We start from the raw sequence: 18,980 nt of genomic DNA on the forward strand, positions 1-18,980 counted from the left end.
CTATGTTCCGGAATGTAGCTGAATTGGTAGAGCTTGCCACCAGTAAAAACAAGAGGATTTCCGAATTGATGATTGAACAAGAGACAGAAGTGACCGGCCGCAGCCGGGAAGAAGTGATGGCAATGATGGACAGGAGCCTGTCGGTCATGGAACAGGCTGTGGAAAGAGGGATCAAAGGCGTGAAATCCCACTCCGGTTTGACAGGAGGAGATGCCGTCTTATTGCAGAAATACATTGAAAAAGGAAACTTCCTTTCGGGTGAAACATTGCTTGATGCAGTCAGCAAGGCAGTAGCGACGAATGAAGTGAACGCGGCGATGGGGACGATTTGCGCTACTCCTACTGCTGGTTCTGCCGGAGTTGTTCCAGGAACGTTGTTCGCGGTAAAAAACAAATTGAAGCCAACCCGGGAGCAAATGGTTTCCTTCCTTTTCACTGCAGGGGCTTTTGGATTCGTTGTCGCCAATAATGCTTCCATTTCCGGCGCTGCAGGCGGCTGCCAGGCTGAAGTGGGATCTGCGGCAGGGATGGCTGCCGCTGCACTGGTAGAAATGGCGGGAGGAACACCAGGTCAAAGTGCCGAAGCGATGGCGATCACACTCAAGAATATGCTGGGGTTGGTTTGTGATCCTGTCGCAGGGCTTGTCGAGGTTCCGTGCGTAAAAAGGAACGCGATGGGGGCTGCCAATGCGATGGTTGCCGCCGATATGGCACTGGCAGGAATCACAAGCAGGATCCCTTGCGATGAAGTCATTGACGCGATGTATAAAATCGGGCAATCGATGCCTTCCGCACTTAGAGAAACAGCACAGGGAGGGTTGGCGGCAACACCGACTGGCCGTGAGTTGGAGGCCAAAATATTCGGTATTCCGCTTGATAAACGTGAATGATACATTAAAGCAACCAGTCACAGCGGTCAAAGGAATCGGCCGGGAAATGGCCGATGCACTTGCAGACATGAACATCAGGTCTGTCGGTGATCTTCTCGATTATTTTCCATACCGTTATGAAGACTATAGGCTGAAAGACCTGGCAGAGGTCAAGCATGACGAAAAAGTGACGGTGGAAGGGAAGGTTCACAGCGAACCTTCTCTCATCTATTATGGACGGAAAAAAAGCAGGCTCACTGTCCGCCTGCTTGTTGGCCGATATCTCGTCCTTGCTACCTTTTTCAACCAGCCATATTTAAAACAAAAAATCAACGTGAATGATATGATTACCGTCACAGGAAAGTGGGACCAACACAGGCAGACGATAACCGTTAATGAAATGACGATAGGATCGCATGCGAAAAGTAAGGATTTTGAACCGGTTTATGCTGTGAGAGGAAAAATGACCGTAAAGACGATCAGAAGGTTCATCAAGCAGGCGTTTTCCCAATTCGGCCACGAGGTAACTGAAATCCTGCCGGCTGAACTGCTGCAGAAATATAAACTGCTAAGCCGGAGGGAAGCATTGCGGATCATGCATTTTCCTGATGGTACAGCTGAAATGAAGCAGGCCAGAAGAAGGTTTGTATATGAGGAATTCCTGCTGTTCCAGCTGAAAATGCAAGCATTAAGGAAGCTTGAACGGGAACAGACCAGAGGGCTTGTGATTGCCTATAAATTGGACGAACTTAGGCTGTTTCTGGATAGTCTTCCATTCCCTTTGACAGGAGCACAAAAGAGGGTAGTCAACGAAATCCTCGGCGATCTGAAATCGCCATATCGAATGAACCGCCTGCTGCAGGGGGATGTGGGTTCTGGGAAGACGGTTGTTGCAGCAATCGGCCTTTTTGCAGCTAAGACAGCGGGATTCCAGGGTGCCTTGATGGTTCCAACCGAAATCCTCGCTGAACAGCATTCACAGTCCCTGACTCAACTGCTTGAACCGGTTGGAGTCCGATGCGCATTGTTGACAAGCTCCGTAAAAGGAAAACGGAGAAGAGAAATCCTTGGATTGCTCAAGAAGGGAGAGATCGACGTTTTAGTTGGAACCCATGCGCTTATCCAGGATGACGTCGATTTTTTCAATCTGGGTCTTGTCATTACAGACGAGCAGCATCGGTTTGGAGTCGAACAGCGCCGAATCCTCAGGGATAAAGGAGAAAATCCGGATGTCCTGTTCATGACAGCGACCCCGATTCCACGCACGCTGGCAATTACGGTGTTCGGTGAAATGGATGTTTCCGTCATTGATGAAATGCCTGCCGGCAGGAAAACGATCGAGACATACTGGGCAAAGCATGAGATGCTCGAGAGGGTCCTTGGGTTCGTGGAAAAAGAACTCGCCAAGGGGAGGCAGGCATATGTCATTTGCCCCCTGATCGAAGAATCGGACAAGCTGGATGTCCAGAATGCCATCGATGTCCACAGTACACTCAGTGTATATTTCCAGAAGCGATATAAGGTTGGCTTGATGCACGGCCGGCTTCATCCGGATGAAAAGGACCAGGTGATGAAGGCATTCAGCGATAACGAAGTCCAGGTGCTCGTTTCGACGACCGTCGTGGAAGTAGGAGTGAACGTGCCAAACGCGACAGTCATGCTCATCTATGATGCGGAAAGGTTCGGGCTAGCCCAGCTTCATCAGCTTCGAGGAAGAGTCGGCCGGGGAAGTGAGCAATCTTATTGCATTCTGCTTGCCGACCCAAAAAGCGAGGTCGGGAAAGAAAGAATGAAAATCCTGTCCGAAACGAACGATGGATTTGTGTTGAGCGAGAAAGACCTCGAACTTCGCGGACCTGGAGATTTCTTCGGAAAGAAACAGAGCGGCCTTCCTGAATTCAAGGTGGCAGACATGGTCCATGATTATCGCGCGCTTGAAACAGCCAGGAATGATGCTTCCTTGCTTGTGCAGTCGTCAGCATTCTGGAATGGTGAGAAATACAGGCAGCTCCGCGAGTATTTAAAGGAAACAGGCGCGCTTGTGAGCGAGAAACTGGATTGATCCTTTCAAAGAATAGAGTTGGAGAAAAGCAGATTCACAGCGAGTCTGCTTTCTTCTTTATCCAAAGGCTATGTTAAAGACCAGTGTTGATTTTTGAATAAGCGTTGGTTAGAGCCGAAGGCACGAAGATGCCTCTAAAATGCTAACGCATTTTCTTCGGGCGTGGGTGAATTCACGGAAGCTTATCAGTGTCCCGCGAAAAGAAGGGGCGGGGGAGCGCGAACACGCAAGGCGAAGAGGAGCCTTCCCGGCACGGCCGAGGAAATCGAAGTGCCTGAAGCTGAAAACAATAGTCTAATTTAACAATAGCCTATCCAAAAAATGCAGGAAGTTTATTCTTGCAATCTTATTCCATAGTCTATATACTACTATTAGTACCTAGTCTTAATAGCTCGGGCGGTGTATGTTTAAATGAAGCGAAATAAAAAGGAACGGCAGTCATTGCTGGCTGAAACGATAAAGGAAAATCCATTTATAACAGATGAAGAGTTAGCGGAAAAATTTTCAGTAAGCATCCAGACGATTCGGCTGGACAGGCTTGAACTTTCGATTCCTGAACTGCGTGAAAGGATCAAGAATGTTGCTGAGAAGCGGTTCGAAGATGAAGTCCGCTCGCTTCCGCTTGAAGAAGTAATTGGTGAAATCATAGATATTGAGCTTGATAAGAGTGCGATTTCGATACTTGATATAAAAAAGGAACATGTGTTTAAACGAAATAAAATCGCCAGGGGCCACCATTTATTTGCCCAGGCAAATTCGCTTGCAGTCGCTGTCATCAATGACGAACTAGCCTTGACCGCCAAATCGAGCATCCAATTCACAAGATCAGTGAAGGAAAACGAGAGGGTAATCGCTAAGGCAAGGGTCGTGAAAATCGATAATGACAACGGCAGGACATTTGTCGAAGTCAACAGCTATGTGAACAATGAGCTTGTATTCAGAGGCGATTTCGAGATGTACCGATCAAATTATGACAAGTAAGGGATGAAAGCAATGAGGCTTGCAGTAGACGCGATGGGCGGAGATCATGCACCAAAGGAAATCGTCCTCGGAGCAATGAAGGCAGTTGAAAAATATAGTGATATACATATTATCCTTGTAGGAGATGAAAAGCGGATCAGAGAGCATCTGGCGATTGAAGAAAGGATCGAGATTCTTCATACAGAAGAAGTCATACTAGGTACAGATGAACCTGTAAGGGCTGTTCGCAGGAAAAAGAATGCATCGATGGTGCTCGCTGCCCGGCAGGTTGCGGATGGCCTAGCTGATGCATGCATATCCGCAGGGAATACCGGGGCCCTGATGGCTTCGGGTCTGTTTGTTGTCGGCAGGATCGACGGGATTGAACGGCCGGCGCTTGCTCCGACACTCCCGACTGTTGGCGGTGAAGGATTCTTGCTGCTCGACGTCGGAGCCAATGCCGATGCCAGGCCGGAACATCTTCTTCAATATGCAATCATGGGATCCATTTACTGCGAAAAAGCAAGAGGGATTGCCAGCCCGCGTGTCGGATTGTTGAACATAGGCACGGAGGAGAAAAAAGGGAATGAACTTGTCCGGAATACATATGGATTGCTGAAAGGTGCTGACATCAATTTTATCGGCAATGTCGAGGCGAGGGATTTGCTTGAGGGTGCAGCCGATGTAGTCGTAGCCGATGGCTTCACAGGCAATATGGTGCTCAAGACAATCGAAGGGACAGCGATGTCCGTTTTCAAAATGCTGAAGACTGCGCTGACTTCAAGCTTCAAGTCAAAGATGGCTGCAGCAATCTTGAAACCGGATCTTGTTGATCTCAAGAACAAGATGGATTATACCGAGTATGGTGGAGCCGGTCTGTTTGGATTGAAGGCCCCTGTGATAAAAGCACATGGATCTTCAGATGCCAATGCTATGTTCAATTCCATTCGCCAAGCGCGTGAAATGGTCGAAAAGAACGTATCCGAAACAATCAGGACCGCAATCGAAAAGACTCAAGAACTGAATCAATAACGTAATAAAGGAGAATCATTCATGGGGAAAATCGCGTTTTTGTTTCCAGGCCAGGGATCCCAAGCAACAGGGATGGGGAAGGCCCTTGCTGCTACTGAACAAATCGTCTCTGAAACTTTCAAAAAAGCAGACGAAGTGCTTGGCGAAAACTTGAGCGGCCTGATTTTTGAAGGTCCACAGGAAAAATTGACTTTGACAGTCAACGCACAGCCTGCATTGCTCACGACAAGCATCGCCATCCTGGCATATTTCAGACAGTTTGGCTTTGAGCCGGATTATACTGCAGGCCACAGTCTCGGGGAATACTCAGCCCTTGTCGCCTCTGGAGCGATTTCTTTCGAGGATGCAGTATACGCTGTCAGGAAACGTGGGGAGCTTATGGAAGAAGCTGTCCCAAATGGCGAGGGAACGATGGCTGCGGTGCTTGGCATGGATCGTGAAAAGCTGAAGGAAGTGACCGGGGCGGTTACTGCCGGCGGGAATCCAGTCCAGCTTGCGAATTTGAATTGTCCTGGACAAATCGTGATTTCCGGATCGAAAAAAGGGGTTGAAGAAGCTGCAGGGAAAGCCCGTGAAGCTGGAGCGAAGCGGGTCATCCCGCTTGATGTCAGCGGCCCTTTCCACTCAATACTGATGAAGCCTGCAGCCGAAAGGTTTGAAGCCGTTCTTGACAGCATCAAACTTAGCGACGCAGCTATTCCCGTCATAGGAAATGTTACAGCAGAAGAGGTCACGGAGGCCTCTGAGATTAAAAAGAGATTGGTCGAACAGCTTTACTCACCTGTTTTATGGGAGGATTCAGTTGCCAGGATGATCGCGCTTGGTGTCGATACTTTCATCGAGATTGGTCCAGGCAAAGTGCTGACGGGACTGGTGAAAAAGGTAGACCGTTCTGTACGCACATTTGCCATCAGCGATCGGGAAACATGCGACGCAGCAGTAGCTGCCTTGAAGGAGGGGTCAGAATGAGACTGGAAGGAAAGATAGCACTTGTCACGGGAGCGGCCCGTGGAATCGGACATGAAATTGCTTTAGAACTTGCCAGGGAGGGTGCATCCGTTGCCGTCAATTATGCAGGCAGTGAAGCAAAAGCTCAGGCTTTGGCTGATGAAATCAAAGCGATGGGACGGGAGGCCTTTGCCATTCAGGCCGATGTTTCGAATTCAGAATCGGTCACTGGAATGGTCAAGGAAACGATCGATCGTTTCGGCAGGCTCGATATACTGGTAAATAACGCAGGGATAACAAAAGACAACTTGTTGATGCGCATGAAGGAATCCGAATGGGATGATGTCATCAACATCAACCTGAAGGGCGTCTTCCTTTGCACGAAAGCTGTCACGAGGCAGATGATGAAACAGCGTAGCGGCAGGATCGTCAATATTTCTTCCATTGTCGGCGTCAGCGGCAATGCTGGCCAAGCTAACTATGTTGCTGCCAAAGCAGGTGTCATCGGATTGACGAAGACATCTGCAAAAGAGCTTGCGTCTAGAGGGATTACTGTCAATGCAGTAGCCCCAGGTTTCATTACGACGGATATGACCGATAAGCTCGGCGAAGAAGTAAAGGAAGAAATGCTCAAGCAAATCCCGTTGGGTCGTTTCGGGAATCCGAAGGACATTGCTAGGACAGTTGTGTTCCTTGCCTCGGAAGACAGCAGTTACATGACCGGCCAGACGCTTCATATTGATGGGGGCATGGTCATGTGAATGGTGGGGGAAAACCCTGCTGGAAGTCCATTCAATAATCATCTGGACAGTCATTTATTATTTCATCAAAATCATCTATAATGGCTTGAGGGGAGGTGAACGAGCATGGCAGATGTTTTGGAACGTGTAACAAAAATCATTGTTGACCGTTTGGGTGTAGATGAATCTCAAGTAACTTTAGAAGCATCTTTCAAAGATGACCTTGGTGCTGATTCCCTTGATGTAGTTGAGTTGGTTATGGAATTGGAAGACGAATTCGACATGGAAATCTCTGATGAAGATGCAGAAAAAATCGCTTCAGTTGGTGACGCTGTAAACTACATAAATAGCAAAATGTGACTGTAGGATTTTATGTTAAGAAGCTCCGTTTTTTAAACGGGGCTTTCTTCTATGTAAAGAAGACCGGTACCGCGGGGCTGGGAATCGCCATTATCTTGCAGCATTTCCCTTTTTCCCGGGATCCAGGGCGAAAAAAACAAAGTTTTTTTGCTTTGAGGGCAATTTTTTTTGTAAACTGTTAGTAGTCTTAAATAATGAGCAAGGTGGAATAAAAACATGCGCAACAATGAAAAGGTAAGCGATAAAAAAAATACCCGCGCAAAGGAAGGTAAATTCAAGGTTTTTCAGGCTCGGATTGGCATCCAATTTGAGAACGAAAAATTGTTGAAACAAGCCTTTACGCATTCATCCTATGTGAATGAGCATCGCAGGAAGCCGCATGAAGACAATGAGAGGCTGGAGTTCTTGGGAGATGCTGTCCTTGAATTGACCGTATCCCATTTTTTATTCAAGAAGTATCCGATGATGTCAGAGGGAGAATTGACAAAGCTAAGGGCCGCAGTGGTATGCGAGCCGTCACTTGTTTCCTTTGCCAATGAACTTTCTTTTGGGAGCCTCGTGCTGCTTGGAAAGGGAGAAGAAATGACTGGCGGACGGACAAGGCCAGCTCTGCTGGCAGATGTTTTCGAAGCCTTCATCGGAGCTTTGTACCTGGACAAGGGGATCAGTACGGTAACAGCATTCCTCGAAGAAATCATGTTTCCGAAAATCGATGCCGGTGCTTTTTCTCATGTGATGGATTTTAAAAGCCAGCTGCAGGAACATGTCCAAAGGGATGGGGCAGGGAGCCTTGAATATAAGATTCTTAAGGAAATCGGCCCTGCCCACAGCCGGGAATTCGAATCAAGGGTCTATTTGAACGGGGATGAGCTGGGGGCAGGGACGGGCAGGTCGAAGAAAGAAGCGGAGCAGCACGCAGCCCAAATGGCACTGGAAAAGTTGAAAGCGCACATAGAGAAGGGCAGCCAGGAAAAAATTTAACTGGAAAGGGAGAGCCATTTTGTTTTTAAAAAGATTAGATGTGGTCGGTTTTAAATCCTTTGCCGATAGGATTTCTGTAGAATTCGTTCCAGGTGTGACTGCAGTGGTCGGACCGAACGGAAGCGGCAAGAGCAATATTACCGATTCCATCCGCTGGGTGCTGGGTGAGCAGTCGGCCAAATCGCTCCGCGGCGCAAAAATGGAGGATATCATTTTTGCCGGGAGTGACTCTAGAAAGCCGCTGAACTTTGCGGAAGTGACTTTGACCTTGGACAACGATGACCAATCCTTGCCTCTCGATTACAGTGAAGTAAGTGTGACGAGACGGGTGTACCGGTCCGGCGACAGCGAGTATTTGATCAATAAACAAACCTGCAGGCTAAAGGACATCGTCGATTTATTCATGGATTCCGGCCTTGGCAGGGAGGCCTTTTCCATAATAAGCCAGGGAAGGGTCGAAGAAATACTGAACAGCAAGCCCGAAGACCGCAGGACAATCTTTGAAGAGGCGGCAGGGGTTCTAAAATATAAATCCCGAAAAAAGAAAGCTGAACACAAACTCTTCGAAACTCAAGAGAACCTGAACCGGGTCACTGATATCCTCCATGAACTGGAAGGGCAGGTCGAGCCATTGAAAATCCAGGCCTCGATCGCTAAGGACTATCTTCAGCAGAAGGAAGAGCTCGAGAAAATCGAAGTGGCTTTGACAGCCTATGAAATCGAAGATCTGCATACCCGCTGGGAGCAGCTTTCAAAGCAGCTGGAGGAGCACAAAGAAAATGAACTCCGGCAATCAGCTGTTTTGCAAAAAAAGGAAGCTGAAATCGAAAAAATGCGGGACGAGCTGACTGCGCTTGACGAATCGGTCAGCGATTTGCAGAATGTCCTTCTCCACGCAAGCGAGGAGTTGGAAAAGCTGGAGGGAAGAAAGGAAGTCCTTAAAGAACGGAAGAAAAATGCCTCGCAGAACAAGGGACAACTCGAAAGCAACATCAAAGAACTATCGGAGTCGATTTCCCGCCTTGAGAGCCAGAAGGTGGAATATGAGCGTAATGTCGCCGAGCTTTCAAAAGCAGCGGCCGAATTGCAAAAGGAGCTCAAGGAAAAGCAAGAGAAGCTTACACTCTACAGTGAGGATGTCGAACAGAAGATCGATTCAATCAAGAGTGATTACATCGAGGTATTGAATGAACAGGCCAGCGCGAGGAATGAAAGAGTCTACATTGAACAACAGCTTGAACAGCAGGAAGCAAAGGGATCAAGGCTTGACAGCGAGAATGACCGTTTCGTTTCCATCCGGGCTGATATAGAAGAAAAAAAAGCAGGGATTGAACAGCAGATTGCCTCTGTGCAGCAGGAGCTTGAACGGCAGGTCAAGTTGTATTTTGATGGGCAAAAAGAGTTGGAATCCCTGAAAAACTCTTATCAGAAGCAGGAGAAAATGCTATACCAGGCCTATCAGTACCTCCAGCAGGCAAAATCGAAAAAGGAAATGCTGGAGGAAATGGAAGAAGATTACTCAGGCTTCTTCCAGGGGGTTAAAGAGGTACTGAAGGCAAGGAAGGATAAACTTAAAGGCATCGAGGGTGCGATTGCAGAGTTGGTCCAGGTTCCGAAGCAATATGAGATTGCAATCGAAACAGCTCTTGGCGGCGCAATGCAGCACATTGTTGTCCAGAATGAAGAAAACGCCAGGACGGCAATCCAATACTTGAAGCAAAAGTCATTCGGACGGGCTACTTTCCTGCCGATGAGCATCATCAAAGGCAAGTCGCTTGGAGCGTCGCAGCTGGCATCGCTTTCTAGCCACGCATCCTATGTCGGCACTGCAGCAGACTTGATCCAGTATGACAAGCGATTTGCAGAAGTCATCAGGAACCTACTTGGCAATGTTGTTGTCGCTGCCGATTTGAAAGGCGCGAATGAGATAGCAAGGCTACTTCAGTATCGAAGCAGGATTGTCACCCTTGAAGGAGATGTTGTCAACCCTGGTGGATCGATGACTGGAGGTGCTGTCAAACAAAAGTCTTCCTCCCTGCTTAGCCGAAAAGGAGAGCTCGAGGACTTGACCAGCAAGCTGGCAGACATGGAAGAAAAGACTGGCTTGCTTGAGAAAAAAGTCAAATCGCTTAAAGCTGCGATTCAGGCTGGAGAGACAAAGCAGGAGGAACTGCGGAAAAAAGGCGAAAACCTGCGCCTTAAGGAACAAGCTCTAAAAGGCGATCTGCGTGAAGTGGAACTTGAACAGAAAAATATTAACGAACGATTATCCGTGTACGATTCTGAAAAAGTCCAGATTGTCACGGATAAAGCCAGACTTGAAGCAAGGCTGGCCGAACTTTCGAAGCTCCTGGACAAATACCACGATCAGCTGAGTGGATTCGATTCCGAAATCGCCAGGCTTACAGAGTTGAAGAATTCGAACTCGACTTCAAGGGAAAGCCTCGCTGCTGGAATCAGCGAATTGAAAATCAGCCTTGCTGCGAAGAAGGAGCAGCTTACCCACGCGAATGAAAAGCTGGATTCTGTCATCCTGCAAACAAGGGAGCAATCGAAGAAACTGAAGGTTTTCAAGGAGGACCTGGCGTTGCTCTCTTCCGAGATGACTGACAGTTCTTCAGGAGAAGTCCAGTTGGAAGAGGCTGCGAAGCAGAAGCTCAAAGACAAGAATGAAACAATCAAATTGATTGGTGAAAGGAGGGCAGAGCGTCTCGAACGCCAGACAAGGCTTGAAGATCTCGAACTTGAAGCGAAAGAGGCAAGGAGGCTCCTCAAAGGAGTCAGCGAGGTCCTTAAGGACGAGGAAGTAAAGCTCAATAGGCTTGATGTTGAACTTGACAACAGGCTTGCCCATCTGCGGGAAGAGTATCTCCTTTCATATGAAGCCGCTAAAGAGCAATATCCATTGACAATCCCTCCCGAAGAGGCGAGGAGGAAAGTGAAGCTGATCAAACTGGCAATCGAGGAGCTCGGCACTGTCAACCTTGGAGCAATAGAAGAATATGAAAGAGTTTCGGAGCGCTATGAATTTTTACTGGAACAAAAAACTGACCTTCAGGAAGCAAAGGATACATTGTTCCTTGTAATCGAGGAAATGGATGGTGAAATGAAGAAACGGTTCGAACAGACCTTCACTGCGATTCGTTCCCACTTTGAATCCGTGTTCCAGGCTTTGTTTGGCGGCGGGAGAGCTGATTTAAAGCTTACTCAGCCGGAGGATCTCCTGAACACAGGAGTTGAAATCGTTGCCCAGCCTCCAGGAAAGAAGCTGCAGAACCTTGGGCTCCTTTCGGGAGGGGAGCGTGCGCTGACAGCCATCGCGCTGCTGTTCTCTATCCTGAAGGTCCGGCCAGTGCCATTCTGCATTCTTGATGAAGTCGAAGCAGCGCTTGATGAAGCGAATGTCCACCGTTTCAGCCAGTATTTGAAAAAATTCAGTGCCGAAACGCAGTTCATTGTCATCACCCACCGCCAGGGAACGATGGAGGGGGCGGATGTCCTCTATGGAGTGACAATGCAGGAATCAGGTGTATCCAAGCTTGTTTCGGTTCGGCTAGAGGAATCTAAGGAGCTTGTAAAATCGTAAAGGAGAGGGGATGGAACCGTGAGTTTTTTTAAGAAGCTGAAAGAAAAATTTACAAACCAGACTGAGAGTGTCAGCGATAAATTCAAAGTAGGACTGACAAGGACAAGGGATAACTTCTCGAATAAGGTGAACGATCTCGTATCCCGCTACCGGAAAGTCGATGAGGAATTCTTTGAGGAGCTGGAAGAAATTCTTATCCAGGCAGATGTCGGTTTTGAGACCGTCATGGAACTCGTTGAGGAGCTAAAGAAAGAAGTGAAACGCCGCAATATCCAGGACCCAAAAGAAGTGCAGGATGTCATCTCCGAAAAACTCGTTGATATTTATCAGGGAGGGAACGATCGTTCCTCCACGCTCGATATCCAGGAAGACGACCTGACAGTCATCCTGTTTGTCGGAGTCAATGGGGTCGGTAAAACGACGACAATCGGCAAGCTTGCCCACAAGTTCAAAAGCGAAGGGAAAAAGGTCCTGCTAGCAGCTGGGGATACCTTCAGGGCGGGAGCGATCGAACAACTCGAAGTATGGGGCGAGAGGGTTGGCGTCGATGTCATTAAACAGGCTGAAGGATCCGATCCTGCAGCCGTCATGTATGATGCCGTCCGGGCTGCAAAATCCCGCAGTGTCGATATCCTGATTTGCGACACAGCTGGGCGGCTCCAGAACAAGGTCAATTTGATGAAGGAGCTCGAGAAGGTCAAGCGAGTCATCGAGCGTGAGATTCCCGGTGCCCCGCATGAAGTCCTGCTAGTACTTGATGCGACAACTGGCCAAAATGCGTTGGTCCAGGCGAAAACTTTCAAGGAAGCCACAGACGTGAGTGGAATCGTCTTGACAAAACTTGATGGCACCGCAAAGGGGGGGATTGTCATCGCGATCCGCAAGGAATTGGATATTCCGGTCAAATTCGTTGGCCTTGGGGAAAAAATGGATGATCTGCAGGAGTTCGATCCTGAAAAATATGTTTACGGTCTATTTGCTGATGCTGTCGAGAAGGAAGAAATAGCCGAATAACCTTGATTTACCAAGGGATTGCTGTAAAGGCAGCAGCTTGACAGGAAGGGTTAACGTGTGTAAACTGTCATTATGTAAAGGTATTTCACTTAACATGGAGGAATCGGAATGCTTGAAAAAACGAACCGCATGAACTATTTGTACGATTTTTATCAGGCATTGTTAACTCCTAAGCAAAGCAGCTATATGGCCCTTTACTACCTCGATGATTATTCGCTCGGGGAAATCGCCGAAGAGTATGATGTCAGCCGGCAGGCTGTGTATGACAACATCAAACGCACTGAAGCGATGCTTGAGGAATATGAAGAAAAGCTGTTATTATTCGAGAAATTCCAGAAGCGCAGCGAGCTAGTATCGAAGATGAAGCAATTGCTGGGTGAAGGGAATGACAATCCGGCTCTATTGGAATTGATAGCCGAGCTTGAGAAATTAGACTAGGGAGGCGGCATGGAATGGCATTTGAAGGATTGGCCGACCGACTGCAAAATACAATGCAAAAAATCCGCGGCAAAGGAAAGGTAACTGAAGCGGATGTCAAAGAAATGATGCGGGAAGTCCGTTTGGCGCTATTGGAGGCAGATGTTAACTTCAAAGTCGTCAAAGACTTTGTCAAAAGGGTCACGGAGCGGGCGATCGGGCAGGAAGTGGTCAAGAGCCTGACCCCCGGCCAGCAGGTTATAAAGGTTGTTAAGGAAGAACTGACAGAGCTGATGGGTGGGGAGCAAAGCAAAATTGCAGCTTCGAACCGTCCGCCTACCGTCATCATGATGGTGGGGCTGCAGGGAGCCGGTAAAACAACGACAACTGGGAAACTTGCCAATCTGCTGCGAAAAAAATTTAACCGTAAGCCGCTGCTTGTCGCTGCAGATATATACCGTCCAGCGGCGATCAAGCAGCTGGAAACACTGGGCAGGCAGTTAAGCATGCCGGTGTTCTCGCTTGGCGATCAGGTCAGCCCAGTCGAAATCGCCAGACAGGCTATCGAGAAAGCGAAGGAAGACCATCTTGACTATGTCCTGATTGATACTGCAGGACGCCTGCATGTCGATGAAAACCTGATGGATGAGCTCAAGGAAATCAAAGAGCTTTCAAAACCGGATGAAATTTTCCTTGTGGTGGACGCGATGACTGGACAGGATGCTGTGAACGTCGCCCAGAGTTTCAATGAGCAGCTGGGGCTGACCGGAGTTGTCCTGACCAAGCTTGATGGGGATACGAGAGGCGGTGCCGCGCTATCCATCAGGGCAGTGACAAATACGCCGATCAAATTCGTCGGTTTGGGCGAAAAGCTCGACGCAATTGAACCCTTCCATCCGGAACGCATGGCTTCCCGGATTCTCGGGATGGGTGATGTGCTTACCCTGATCGAGAAGGCACAGGCAAATGTCGATGAAGAGAAAGCGAAAGAGCTTGAGAAAAAAATGCGCACGGCCTCTTTCACCCTTGATGACTTCCTCGACCAGCTTGGACAGGTCAAGAAGATGGGGCCGCTGGATGAAATCCTGAAGATGATGCCTGGCGCTAACAAGATCAAAGGCATGAACAATCTCCAGATTGACGAGAAACAAATCTCGCATGTTGAGGCAATCATCCAATCGATGACGACCGAGGAAAAAGCGCATCCTGAAATCATCAATGCCAACAGGCGGAAGAGGATCGCAAGAGGAAGCGGAACATCCATCCAGGAAGTGAACCGCCTGCTCAAGCAATTCGAAGACATGAAAAAGATGATGAAGCAGATGACAGGCATGCAGCAAAAAGGGAAGAAAAAAGGTGGTTTCAAATTGCCTTTCAATCCTTTTTGACTTGTCATTTGAGGAAAGCGGAAGAGTGTAAAGAAAAAACCCTTTACAAGACGTTTTGAATTTGATATTATTCTATCTTGTGTGAAACTATTCGGAGGTGCTTATTTAAAATGGCAGTAAAAATTCGTTTAAAACGTATGGGAGCTAAAAAATCTCCTTTCTATCGTATTGTAGTAGCTGATTCACGTTCACCACGTGACGGCCGTTTCATCGAGACTATAGGAACTTACAACCCAGTTGCCCAGCCTGCACAGGTTGAAATCAACGAAGAGTTGGTTCTTAAGTGGCTTAAGGACGGAGCAAAACCATCTGATACAGTGCGCAACTTGTTCTCTAAGCAAGGTATCATGGAAAAATTCCACAACTCCAAGAACAGCAAGTAATCGTGGTTGCGCCCATGAAGGAATTAATTGAGACGATCGTCAAGCCCCTTGTTGATTTTCCGGAAGATGTTCATGTGAATGTGCACGAAGAGGATCAGCGCGTAACCTATAAGCTTTCCGTCAACAAAAGTGATATGGGCAAAGTAATCGGAAAGCAGGGGCGCGTTGCAAAGGCGATAAGAACCGTAGTCTATGCAGCAGGATCATCACAACAAAAGAAGATATTCCTGGAGATAGTCGAATAAACGCCATGAAAGCAGCAAGCTCACGCAGGAGCACCAGCTGCCTGGCGGATTGAAAGGGAGGGGATGCCCCTCCTTTTTTCTATTTTGGGAAGCATGCTGTATAATAATGATATCAATTGCCAAGCTAAATATCCGTATGAGTCTTTGAGGGGGGAAATGCCTTGAAAGTACTGCAAACGATAGTGGTAAAACAAGTACTGACGGAGAAAAGCAAGGAGAGGATCCTACAAAAATACCACTCCAGAAAGCTTCAGCTCCAAAAAGAATGCGACCAGCTAAGGTTCGAATTGAGAAAACTGGAAAAGACGAAGAAATTCCCTCCCGAAACCTTGAAAAGACATTTTGAACAGGAAATCAAAGTCCATAAGGAAAAAATCAAGCTGATGGATTTTCAGATAGAACAATTACATATCCTTCCGCTCGGAAGTGAAATCAAGGAGACGGAATTGCAGGGACTCGTCGAGATCAACGAAGGTGATGAATGGGACGGGTTCCTTACAGGGAAAACCATCATTGTGAAAGATGGGATCGTTGCTGAAATACGCGAGAGGTGATTTTTACAATGGAAAAGATGTTTAACGTCGGCAAAATTGTCAACACACACGGTATCAGGGGAGAGGTAAGAGTCATCTCCCGGACAGACTTTCCAGAAGAACGATACAAGACAGGAAATACCCTGTATCTTTTCATGCCCGGTTCGAAGGATCCATCCGAGCTGATTGTGGGCAGCCACAGAGTCCATAAGAATTTCGATTTGCTGACATTTGAAGGCTATGACAATGTGAATCAGGTTGAAAAGATGAAGGGAGGCATCCTGAAAGTCCCGGAAAGCCAGCGGGGAGAATTGGAGGAGGGAGAGTATTATTTCCAGGATATCATTGGCTGCGTAATGCTATCAATTGACGGGGAGGAAATTGGCAAAGTTGTTGAAATCCTAACTCCCGGCGCCAATGATGTCTGGGTCGTCAAAGGACGCGATGGGAAAGAACACCTGATTCCATATATCGAAGACATCGTGAAGAAAGTCGATGTCAATCAAAAGGTCATCATAATCGAGCCGTTGGAAGGGCTCCTGCCATGATGAATATTGATGTGCTATCCATTTTTCCAGAGATGTTCGAAGGAATATTCGGCCATTCAATCCTGAAGAAAGCTGCTGAAAAAGGAGCCGTCCAGTATAACGTTGTCAATTTCAGGGGATTCGCCGATAATAAACATAAAACAGTCGATGATTATCCTTATGGCGGCGGTGCCGGCATGGTCTTAAAGCCGCAGCCGATTTTTGATGCTGTCTCTTCGCTGGTGGAGCAGGCAAAAAAGACTGCACCACGTGTGATCCTCCTGTGTCCGCAGGGAGAGAGGTATACGCAGAAAAAAGCGGAGGAGTTGGCGAAGGAAGATCACCTGATATTCATTTGCGGCCATTATGAAGGCTATGACGAACGGATCCGGGAGCATCTTGTTACAGATGAAATTTCAATCGGGGATTATGTCCTTACCGGAGGAGAACTAGGCGCGATGGTCGTCATCGATAGTGTCGTGAGGCTCCTGCCTGGCGTCCTTGGAAGCGAAGAATCCCACCTCCAGGACTCCTTCAGCACCGGTCTCCTTGAGCACCCTCACTATACAAGGCCCGCGGATTTCCGCGGAATGAAGGTGCCGGAAGTACTTTTGTCCGGAAACCACCGCCACATAGAGGAGTGGAGGATGAAGGAAAGTCTGAAACGGACTCTCAACCGCCGTCCTGACTTGCTTGATGATGCAGAGCTGACAGAAGATCAAAAAAAATGGCTCGCTGAACTGGCAAAAATGGATGAATGATATTGCAGATACGCTTCGTTTATGGTAAGATACTTTTTGTGGCCTGGAGCGGCAATGCCCCTTGGCCTTATAACAATGTTCCGCTGCAGTCAAGTTGTGCAAGAGCATTTGTGGGAGGAGATGAAAACGATGCAAAAACTAATCGAAGAAATCACAAAAGAACAACTTCGCACAGATCTTCCTTCTTTCCGTCCTGGTGACACTGTACGTGTCCACGTTAAGGTAGTTGAAGGAACACGCGAACGTATCCAGTTGTTCGAAGGTGTTGTGATTAAGCGTCGTGGTGGTGGAATCAGCGAAACTTTTACTGTACGTAAAATTTCTTATGGAGTAGGCGTAGAGCGTACTTTCCCTGTACACACACCGAAAATTGCGAAGCTTGAAGTGATCCGCCGCGGTAAAGTCCGCCGTGCGAAACTTTACTACTTGCGTAACCTTCGCGGTAAGAAAGCTCGTATCAAGGAAATCAGATAGCATTGAATGCCAAAAAGGAGCTTGCCTTGACAAGCTCCTTTTTCATCATTATCAGAGAAAACAATTATTAAATTTATTTAAAAAAATCATCACCGATCGTGTTTATCTTGCCTTGCTTATGTAAAATAAAGTTATGTACTCAAACAACATATTTTGGAATGGTGGGGAAAGAATGGCCGAAAAGAAGAAGAGTGAATTGTGGGAATGGACGAAAGCACTTCTGATCGCTGTGCTGCTTGCGGTTGTGATCCGTTATTTCTTATTTGCGCCGATTGTAGTGGATGGGCTTTCGATGATGCCAACGCTTCATGACCAGGACCGCATGATTGTCAATAAGCTGAGCTACAAAGTAGGAGAGCCAAAACGATTCGATATCATCGTCTTCCATGCTCCTGAAAATAAGGACTACATAAAAAGGGTCATCGGTTTGCCAGGAGATAAAATAGAGTACAAAAATGATACATTGTATGTCAATGGCAAAGCATACGAAGAACCGTATCTGGAAGAATATAAAAAACAGGTGATTGACGGGCCGCTGACAGATCCGTTCACGCTGGAAGAAAAAATTGGCCGGGAAACTGTTCCTGAGGGCCATCTTTTCGTGATGGGTGACAATCGCCGTTTCAGCAAGGACAGCCGCCATATCGGTACTGTTCCTTTTGAAGAGGTGCTTGGGAAGACGAGCATCATCTATTGGCCGATAGCCGATATCCGTTCAGTGGATTGAACATGGCGTGTACGCCATACGGCTGCAAATCAGATTTAGGAGGTGGCTGCTTTGACGATCCAATGGTTTCCAGGGCATATGGCCAAGGCTCGCAGGGAGGTCACAGAAAAATTAAAGCTAGTGGATGTGATTTTTGAACTGGTGGATGCAAGGATTCCATACTCTTCCAGAAATCCAATGATTGATGAAATCATCCACCAAAAACCAAGGATAGTCCTTTTGAATAAGGCTGACATGGCCGATAAAGCCGCAACGGAAGAATGGCTGCGCTACTATCGCGACAGAGGCATAAAGGCGTTGGCGATTAATTCACAGGCAGGCACAGGTCTCAAACAAATCGTCCAGGAAGCGAAGCTTCTCCTGAAGGACAAGTTCGACCGCCTGGAATCGAAAGGTGTGAAGCCCAGGGCTATCCGGGCGATGATCGTTGGGATCCCCAACTCTGGGAAGTCTACCCTGATCAACAGGCTGGCGGGGAAGAATATCGCCCAGACAGGAAATAGGCCTGGGGTCACGAAATCACAGCAGTGGATCAAGGTGGGAAAAGAACTTGAATTGCTTGATACTCCAGGGATACTCTGGCCAAAGTTTGAGGATCAGGAGGTAGGCATGAAGCTTGCTGTCACTGGAGCGATTAAGGATACAATCCTCAATCTGCAGGATCTGGCTGTGTACGCCCTGAAATTCCTGGAAAAGCATTATCCTGAACAGTTGAAGGATCGGTACAGGCTGGAGGGCTTCCCCGAAGATATCGTGGAGCTTTTTGATCAGATCGGCGATTTCCGCGGGTGCCGGATGCCAGGGGGATATGTTGATTATGATAAAGTTGCGGAGCTAGTGATTCGTGAAATCCGCAGTGAAAAACTCGGCCGTTTATCGTTTGAACGTCCTTCAGATCTGGAGCAGAGTGAAGATATAAGAGGAAAACAAGAATAAAGGTCCTGGATCAGGGCCTTTATTTTTTCACATGCTT

General features: G+C 47.7%; 20 protein-coding genes. All 20 read left to right on the top strand.

The features are described from left to right. Nucleotides 1-2: 2 nt before the first annotated feature. Nucleotides 3-890, top strand: a complete 888-nt coding sequence (gene sdaAA / locus JJQ88_RS00570; RefSeq protein ID WP_210363783.1) for an L-serine ammonia-lyase, iron-sulfur-dependent, subunit alpha — start codon at nucleotides 3-5, stop codon at nucleotides 888-890. Beyond that, a complete protein-coding gene (gene recG, locus JJQ88_RS00575; protein WP_210363784.1) occupies nucleotides 883-2,931 on the top strand; it encodes an ATP-dependent DNA helicase RecG in 2,049 nt (682 codons plus the stop codon). The genes sdaAA and recG overlap by 8 nt, the downstream gene beginning before the upstream one ends. Before the next feature lie 411 nt (nucleotides 2,932-3,342). Further along, nucleotides 3,343-3,912, top strand: a complete 570-nt coding sequence (gene fapR / locus JJQ88_RS00580) for a transcription factor FapR (RefSeq protein WP_210363785.1) — start codon at nucleotides 3,343-3,345, stop codon at nucleotides 3,910-3,912. A 12-nt stretch (nucleotides 3,913-3,924) separates the two neighbouring features. After that, nucleotides 3,925-4,923, top strand: a complete 999-nt coding sequence (gene plsX, locus JJQ88_RS00585; protein WP_210363786.1) for a phosphate acyltransferase PlsX — start codon at nucleotides 3,925-3,927, stop codon at nucleotides 4,921-4,923. Nucleotides 4,924-4,944: 21 nt separating this feature from the next. After that, complete coding sequence (gene fabD / locus JJQ88_RS00590; RefSeq protein WP_210363787.1) at nucleotides 4,945-5,892, top strand: ACP S-malonyltransferase; 948 nt, start codon at nucleotides 4,945-4,947, stop codon at nucleotides 5,890-5,892. Next, nucleotides 5,889-6,632, top strand: a complete 744-nt coding sequence (fabG, locus tag JJQ88_RS00595; RefSeq protein ID WP_210363788.1) for a 3-oxoacyl-[acyl-carrier-protein] reductase — start codon at nucleotides 5,889-5,891, stop codon at nucleotides 6,630-6,632. Before fabD ends, fabG begins: the two co-directional genes overlap by 4 nt. Nucleotides 6,633-6,737: 105 nt before the next feature. After that, the gene (gene acpP, locus JJQ88_RS00600) at nucleotides 6,738-6,971 is read left to right on the top strand and encodes an acyl carrier protein (protein WP_210363789.1); all 234 of its coding nucleotides are present in this window, start codon (nucleotides 6,738-6,740) and stop codon (nucleotides 6,969-6,971) included. Nucleotides 6,972-7,187: 216 nt separating this feature from the next. Beyond that, a complete protein-coding gene (gene rnc / locus JJQ88_RS00605) occupies nucleotides 7,188-7,952 on the top strand; it encodes a ribonuclease III (RefSeq protein WP_210363790.1) in 765 nt (254 codons plus the stop codon). Nucleotides 7,953-7,971: 19 nt separating this feature from the next. Next, nucleotides 7,972-11,538 (top strand): chromosome segregation protein SMC, encoded by a 3,567-nt coding sequence (smc, locus tag JJQ88_RS00610; RefSeq protein ID WP_210363791.1) that lies wholly within the window; start codon nucleotides 7,972-7,974, stop codon nucleotides 11,536-11,538. 18 nt (nucleotides 11,539-11,556) lie between these two features. Next, nucleotides 11,557-12,552: a signal recognition particle-docking protein FtsY gene (gene ftsY / locus JJQ88_RS00615; protein WP_210363792.1), complete on the top strand. Its 996-nt coding sequence runs from the start codon at nucleotides 11,557-11,559 to the stop codon at nucleotides 12,550-12,552. A 108-nt stretch (nucleotides 12,553-12,660) separates the two neighbouring features. Then, nucleotides 12,661-12,990, top strand: coding sequence for a putative DNA-binding protein (locus JJQ88_RS00620; RefSeq protein WP_210363793.1), 330 nt, complete (start codon nucleotides 12,661-12,663; stop codon nucleotides 12,988-12,990). A 14-nt stretch (nucleotides 12,991-13,004) separates the two neighbouring features. Beyond that, nucleotides 13,005-14,357, top strand: coding sequence for a signal recognition particle protein (gene ffh / locus JJQ88_RS00625; RefSeq protein WP_210363794.1), 1,353 nt, complete (start codon nucleotides 13,005-13,007; stop codon nucleotides 14,355-14,357). A gap of 110 nt (nucleotides 14,358-14,467) precedes the next feature. Next, entirely contained in the window at nucleotides 14,468-14,740 is a 273-nt protein-coding gene (gene rpsP, locus JJQ88_RS00630; RefSeq protein WP_210363795.1) for a 30S ribosomal protein S16, read from the top strand. A 14-nt stretch (nucleotides 14,741-14,754) separates the two neighbouring features. Next, nucleotides 14,755-14,985 (top strand): KH domain-containing protein, encoded by a 231-nt coding sequence (locus JJQ88_RS00635; protein ID WP_125479141.1) that lies wholly within the window; start codon nucleotides 14,755-14,757, stop codon nucleotides 14,983-14,985. A gap of 161 nt (nucleotides 14,986-15,146) precedes the next feature. Then, the gene (locus JJQ88_RS00640) at nucleotides 15,147-15,539 is read left to right on the top strand and encodes a YlqD family protein (RefSeq protein WP_210363796.1); all 393 of its coding nucleotides are present in this window, start codon (nucleotides 15,147-15,149) and stop codon (nucleotides 15,537-15,539) included. Between the two features lie 8 nt (nucleotides 15,540-15,547). Then, nucleotides 15,548-16,066, top strand: coding sequence for a ribosome maturation factor RimM (rimM, locus tag JJQ88_RS00645; RefSeq protein WP_210363797.1), 519 nt, complete (start codon nucleotides 15,548-15,550; stop codon nucleotides 16,064-16,066). Then, nucleotides 16,066-16,806, top strand: coding sequence for a tRNA (guanosine(37)-N1)-methyltransferase TrmD (gene trmD / locus JJQ88_RS00650; protein ID WP_210363966.1), 741 nt, complete (start codon nucleotides 16,066-16,068; stop codon nucleotides 16,804-16,806). Before rimM ends, trmD begins: the two co-directional genes overlap by 1 nt. A 129-nt stretch (nucleotides 16,807-16,935) precedes the next feature. Then, the gene (gene rplS / locus JJQ88_RS00655; protein WP_210363798.1) at nucleotides 16,936-17,280 is read left to right on the top strand and encodes a 50S ribosomal protein L19; all 345 of its coding nucleotides are present in this window, start codon (nucleotides 16,936-16,938) and stop codon (nucleotides 17,278-17,280) included. 172 nt (nucleotides 17,281-17,452) lie between these two features. Then, nucleotides 17,453-18,007: a signal peptidase I gene (lepB, locus tag JJQ88_RS00660; RefSeq protein WP_210363799.1), complete on the top strand. Its 555-nt coding sequence runs from the start codon at nucleotides 17,453-17,455 to the stop codon at nucleotides 18,005-18,007. Nucleotides 18,008-18,058: 51 nt separating this feature from the next. Beyond that, on the top strand, nucleotides 18,059-18,943 hold the full coding sequence (gene ylqF / locus JJQ88_RS00665; RefSeq protein WP_210363800.1) for a ribosome biogenesis GTPase YlqF: 885 nt from the start codon (nucleotides 18,059-18,061) through the stop codon (nucleotides 18,941-18,943). The last annotated feature ends 37 nt before the right edge of the window (nucleotides 18,944-18,980 follow it).

It is taken from the genome of Bacillus sp. REN3, from assembly GCF_017912555.1.
Taxonomy (GTDB): Bacteria; Bacillota; Bacilli; order Bacillales; family Cytobacillaceae; genus Mesobacillus.

Excerpts from the sequence above, each read along its gene's own strand:
- trmD (WP_210363966.1), top strand. The coding sequence starts at position 16,066 with ATGAATATTGATGTGCTATCCATTTTTCCAGAGATGTTCGAAGGAATA.
- fabD (WP_210363787.1), top strand. The coding sequence starts at position 4,945 with ATGGGGAAAATCGCGTTTTTGTTTCCAGGCCAGGGATCCCAAGCAACA.
- acpP (WP_210363789.1), top strand. The coding sequence starts at position 6,738 with ATGGCAGATGTTTTGGAACGTGTAACAAAAATCATTGTTGACCGTTTG.
- JJQ88_RS00635 (WP_125479141.1), top strand. The coding sequence starts at position 14,755 with ATGAAGGAATTAATTGAGACGATCGTCAAGCCCCTTGTTGATTTTCCG.
- plsX (WP_210363786.1), top strand. The coding sequence starts at position 3,925 with ATGAGGCTTGCAGTAGACGCGATGGGCGGAGATCATGCACCAAAGGAA.
- JJQ88_RS00620 (WP_210363793.1), top strand. The coding sequence starts at position 12,661 with ATGCTTGAAAAAACGAACCGCATGAACTATTTGTACGATTTTTATCAG.
- lepB (WP_210363799.1), top strand. The coding sequence starts at position 17,453 with ATGGCCGAAAAGAAGAAGAGTGAATTGTGGGAATGGACGAAAGCACTT.
- rimM (WP_210363797.1), top strand. The coding sequence starts at position 15,548 with ATGGAAAAGATGTTTAACGTCGGCAAAATTGTCAACACACACGGTATC.
- ffh (WP_210363794.1), top strand. The coding sequence starts at position 13,005 with ATGGCATTTGAAGGATTGGCCGACCGACTGCAAAATACAATGCAAAAA.
- sdaAA (WP_210363783.1), top strand. The coding sequence starts at position 3 with ATGTTCCGGAATGTAGCTGAATTGGTAGAGCTTGCCACCAGTAAAAAC.
- fapR (WP_210363785.1), top strand. The coding sequence starts at position 3,343 with ATGAAGCGAAATAAAAAGGAACGGCAGTCATTGCTGGCTGAAACGATA.
- rpsP (WP_210363795.1), top strand. The coding sequence starts at position 14,468 with ATGGCAGTAAAAATTCGTTTAAAACGTATGGGAGCTAAAAAATCTCCT.
- rplS (WP_210363798.1), top strand. The coding sequence starts at position 16,936 with ATGCAAAAACTAATCGAAGAAATCACAAAAGAACAACTTCGCACAGAT.
- fabG (WP_210363788.1), top strand. The coding sequence starts at position 5,889 with ATGAGACTGGAAGGAAAGATAGCACTTGTCACGGGAGCGGCCCGTGGA.
- rnc (WP_210363790.1), top strand. The coding sequence starts at position 7,188 with ATGCGCAACAATGAAAAGGTAAGCGATAAAAAAAATACCCGCGCAAAG.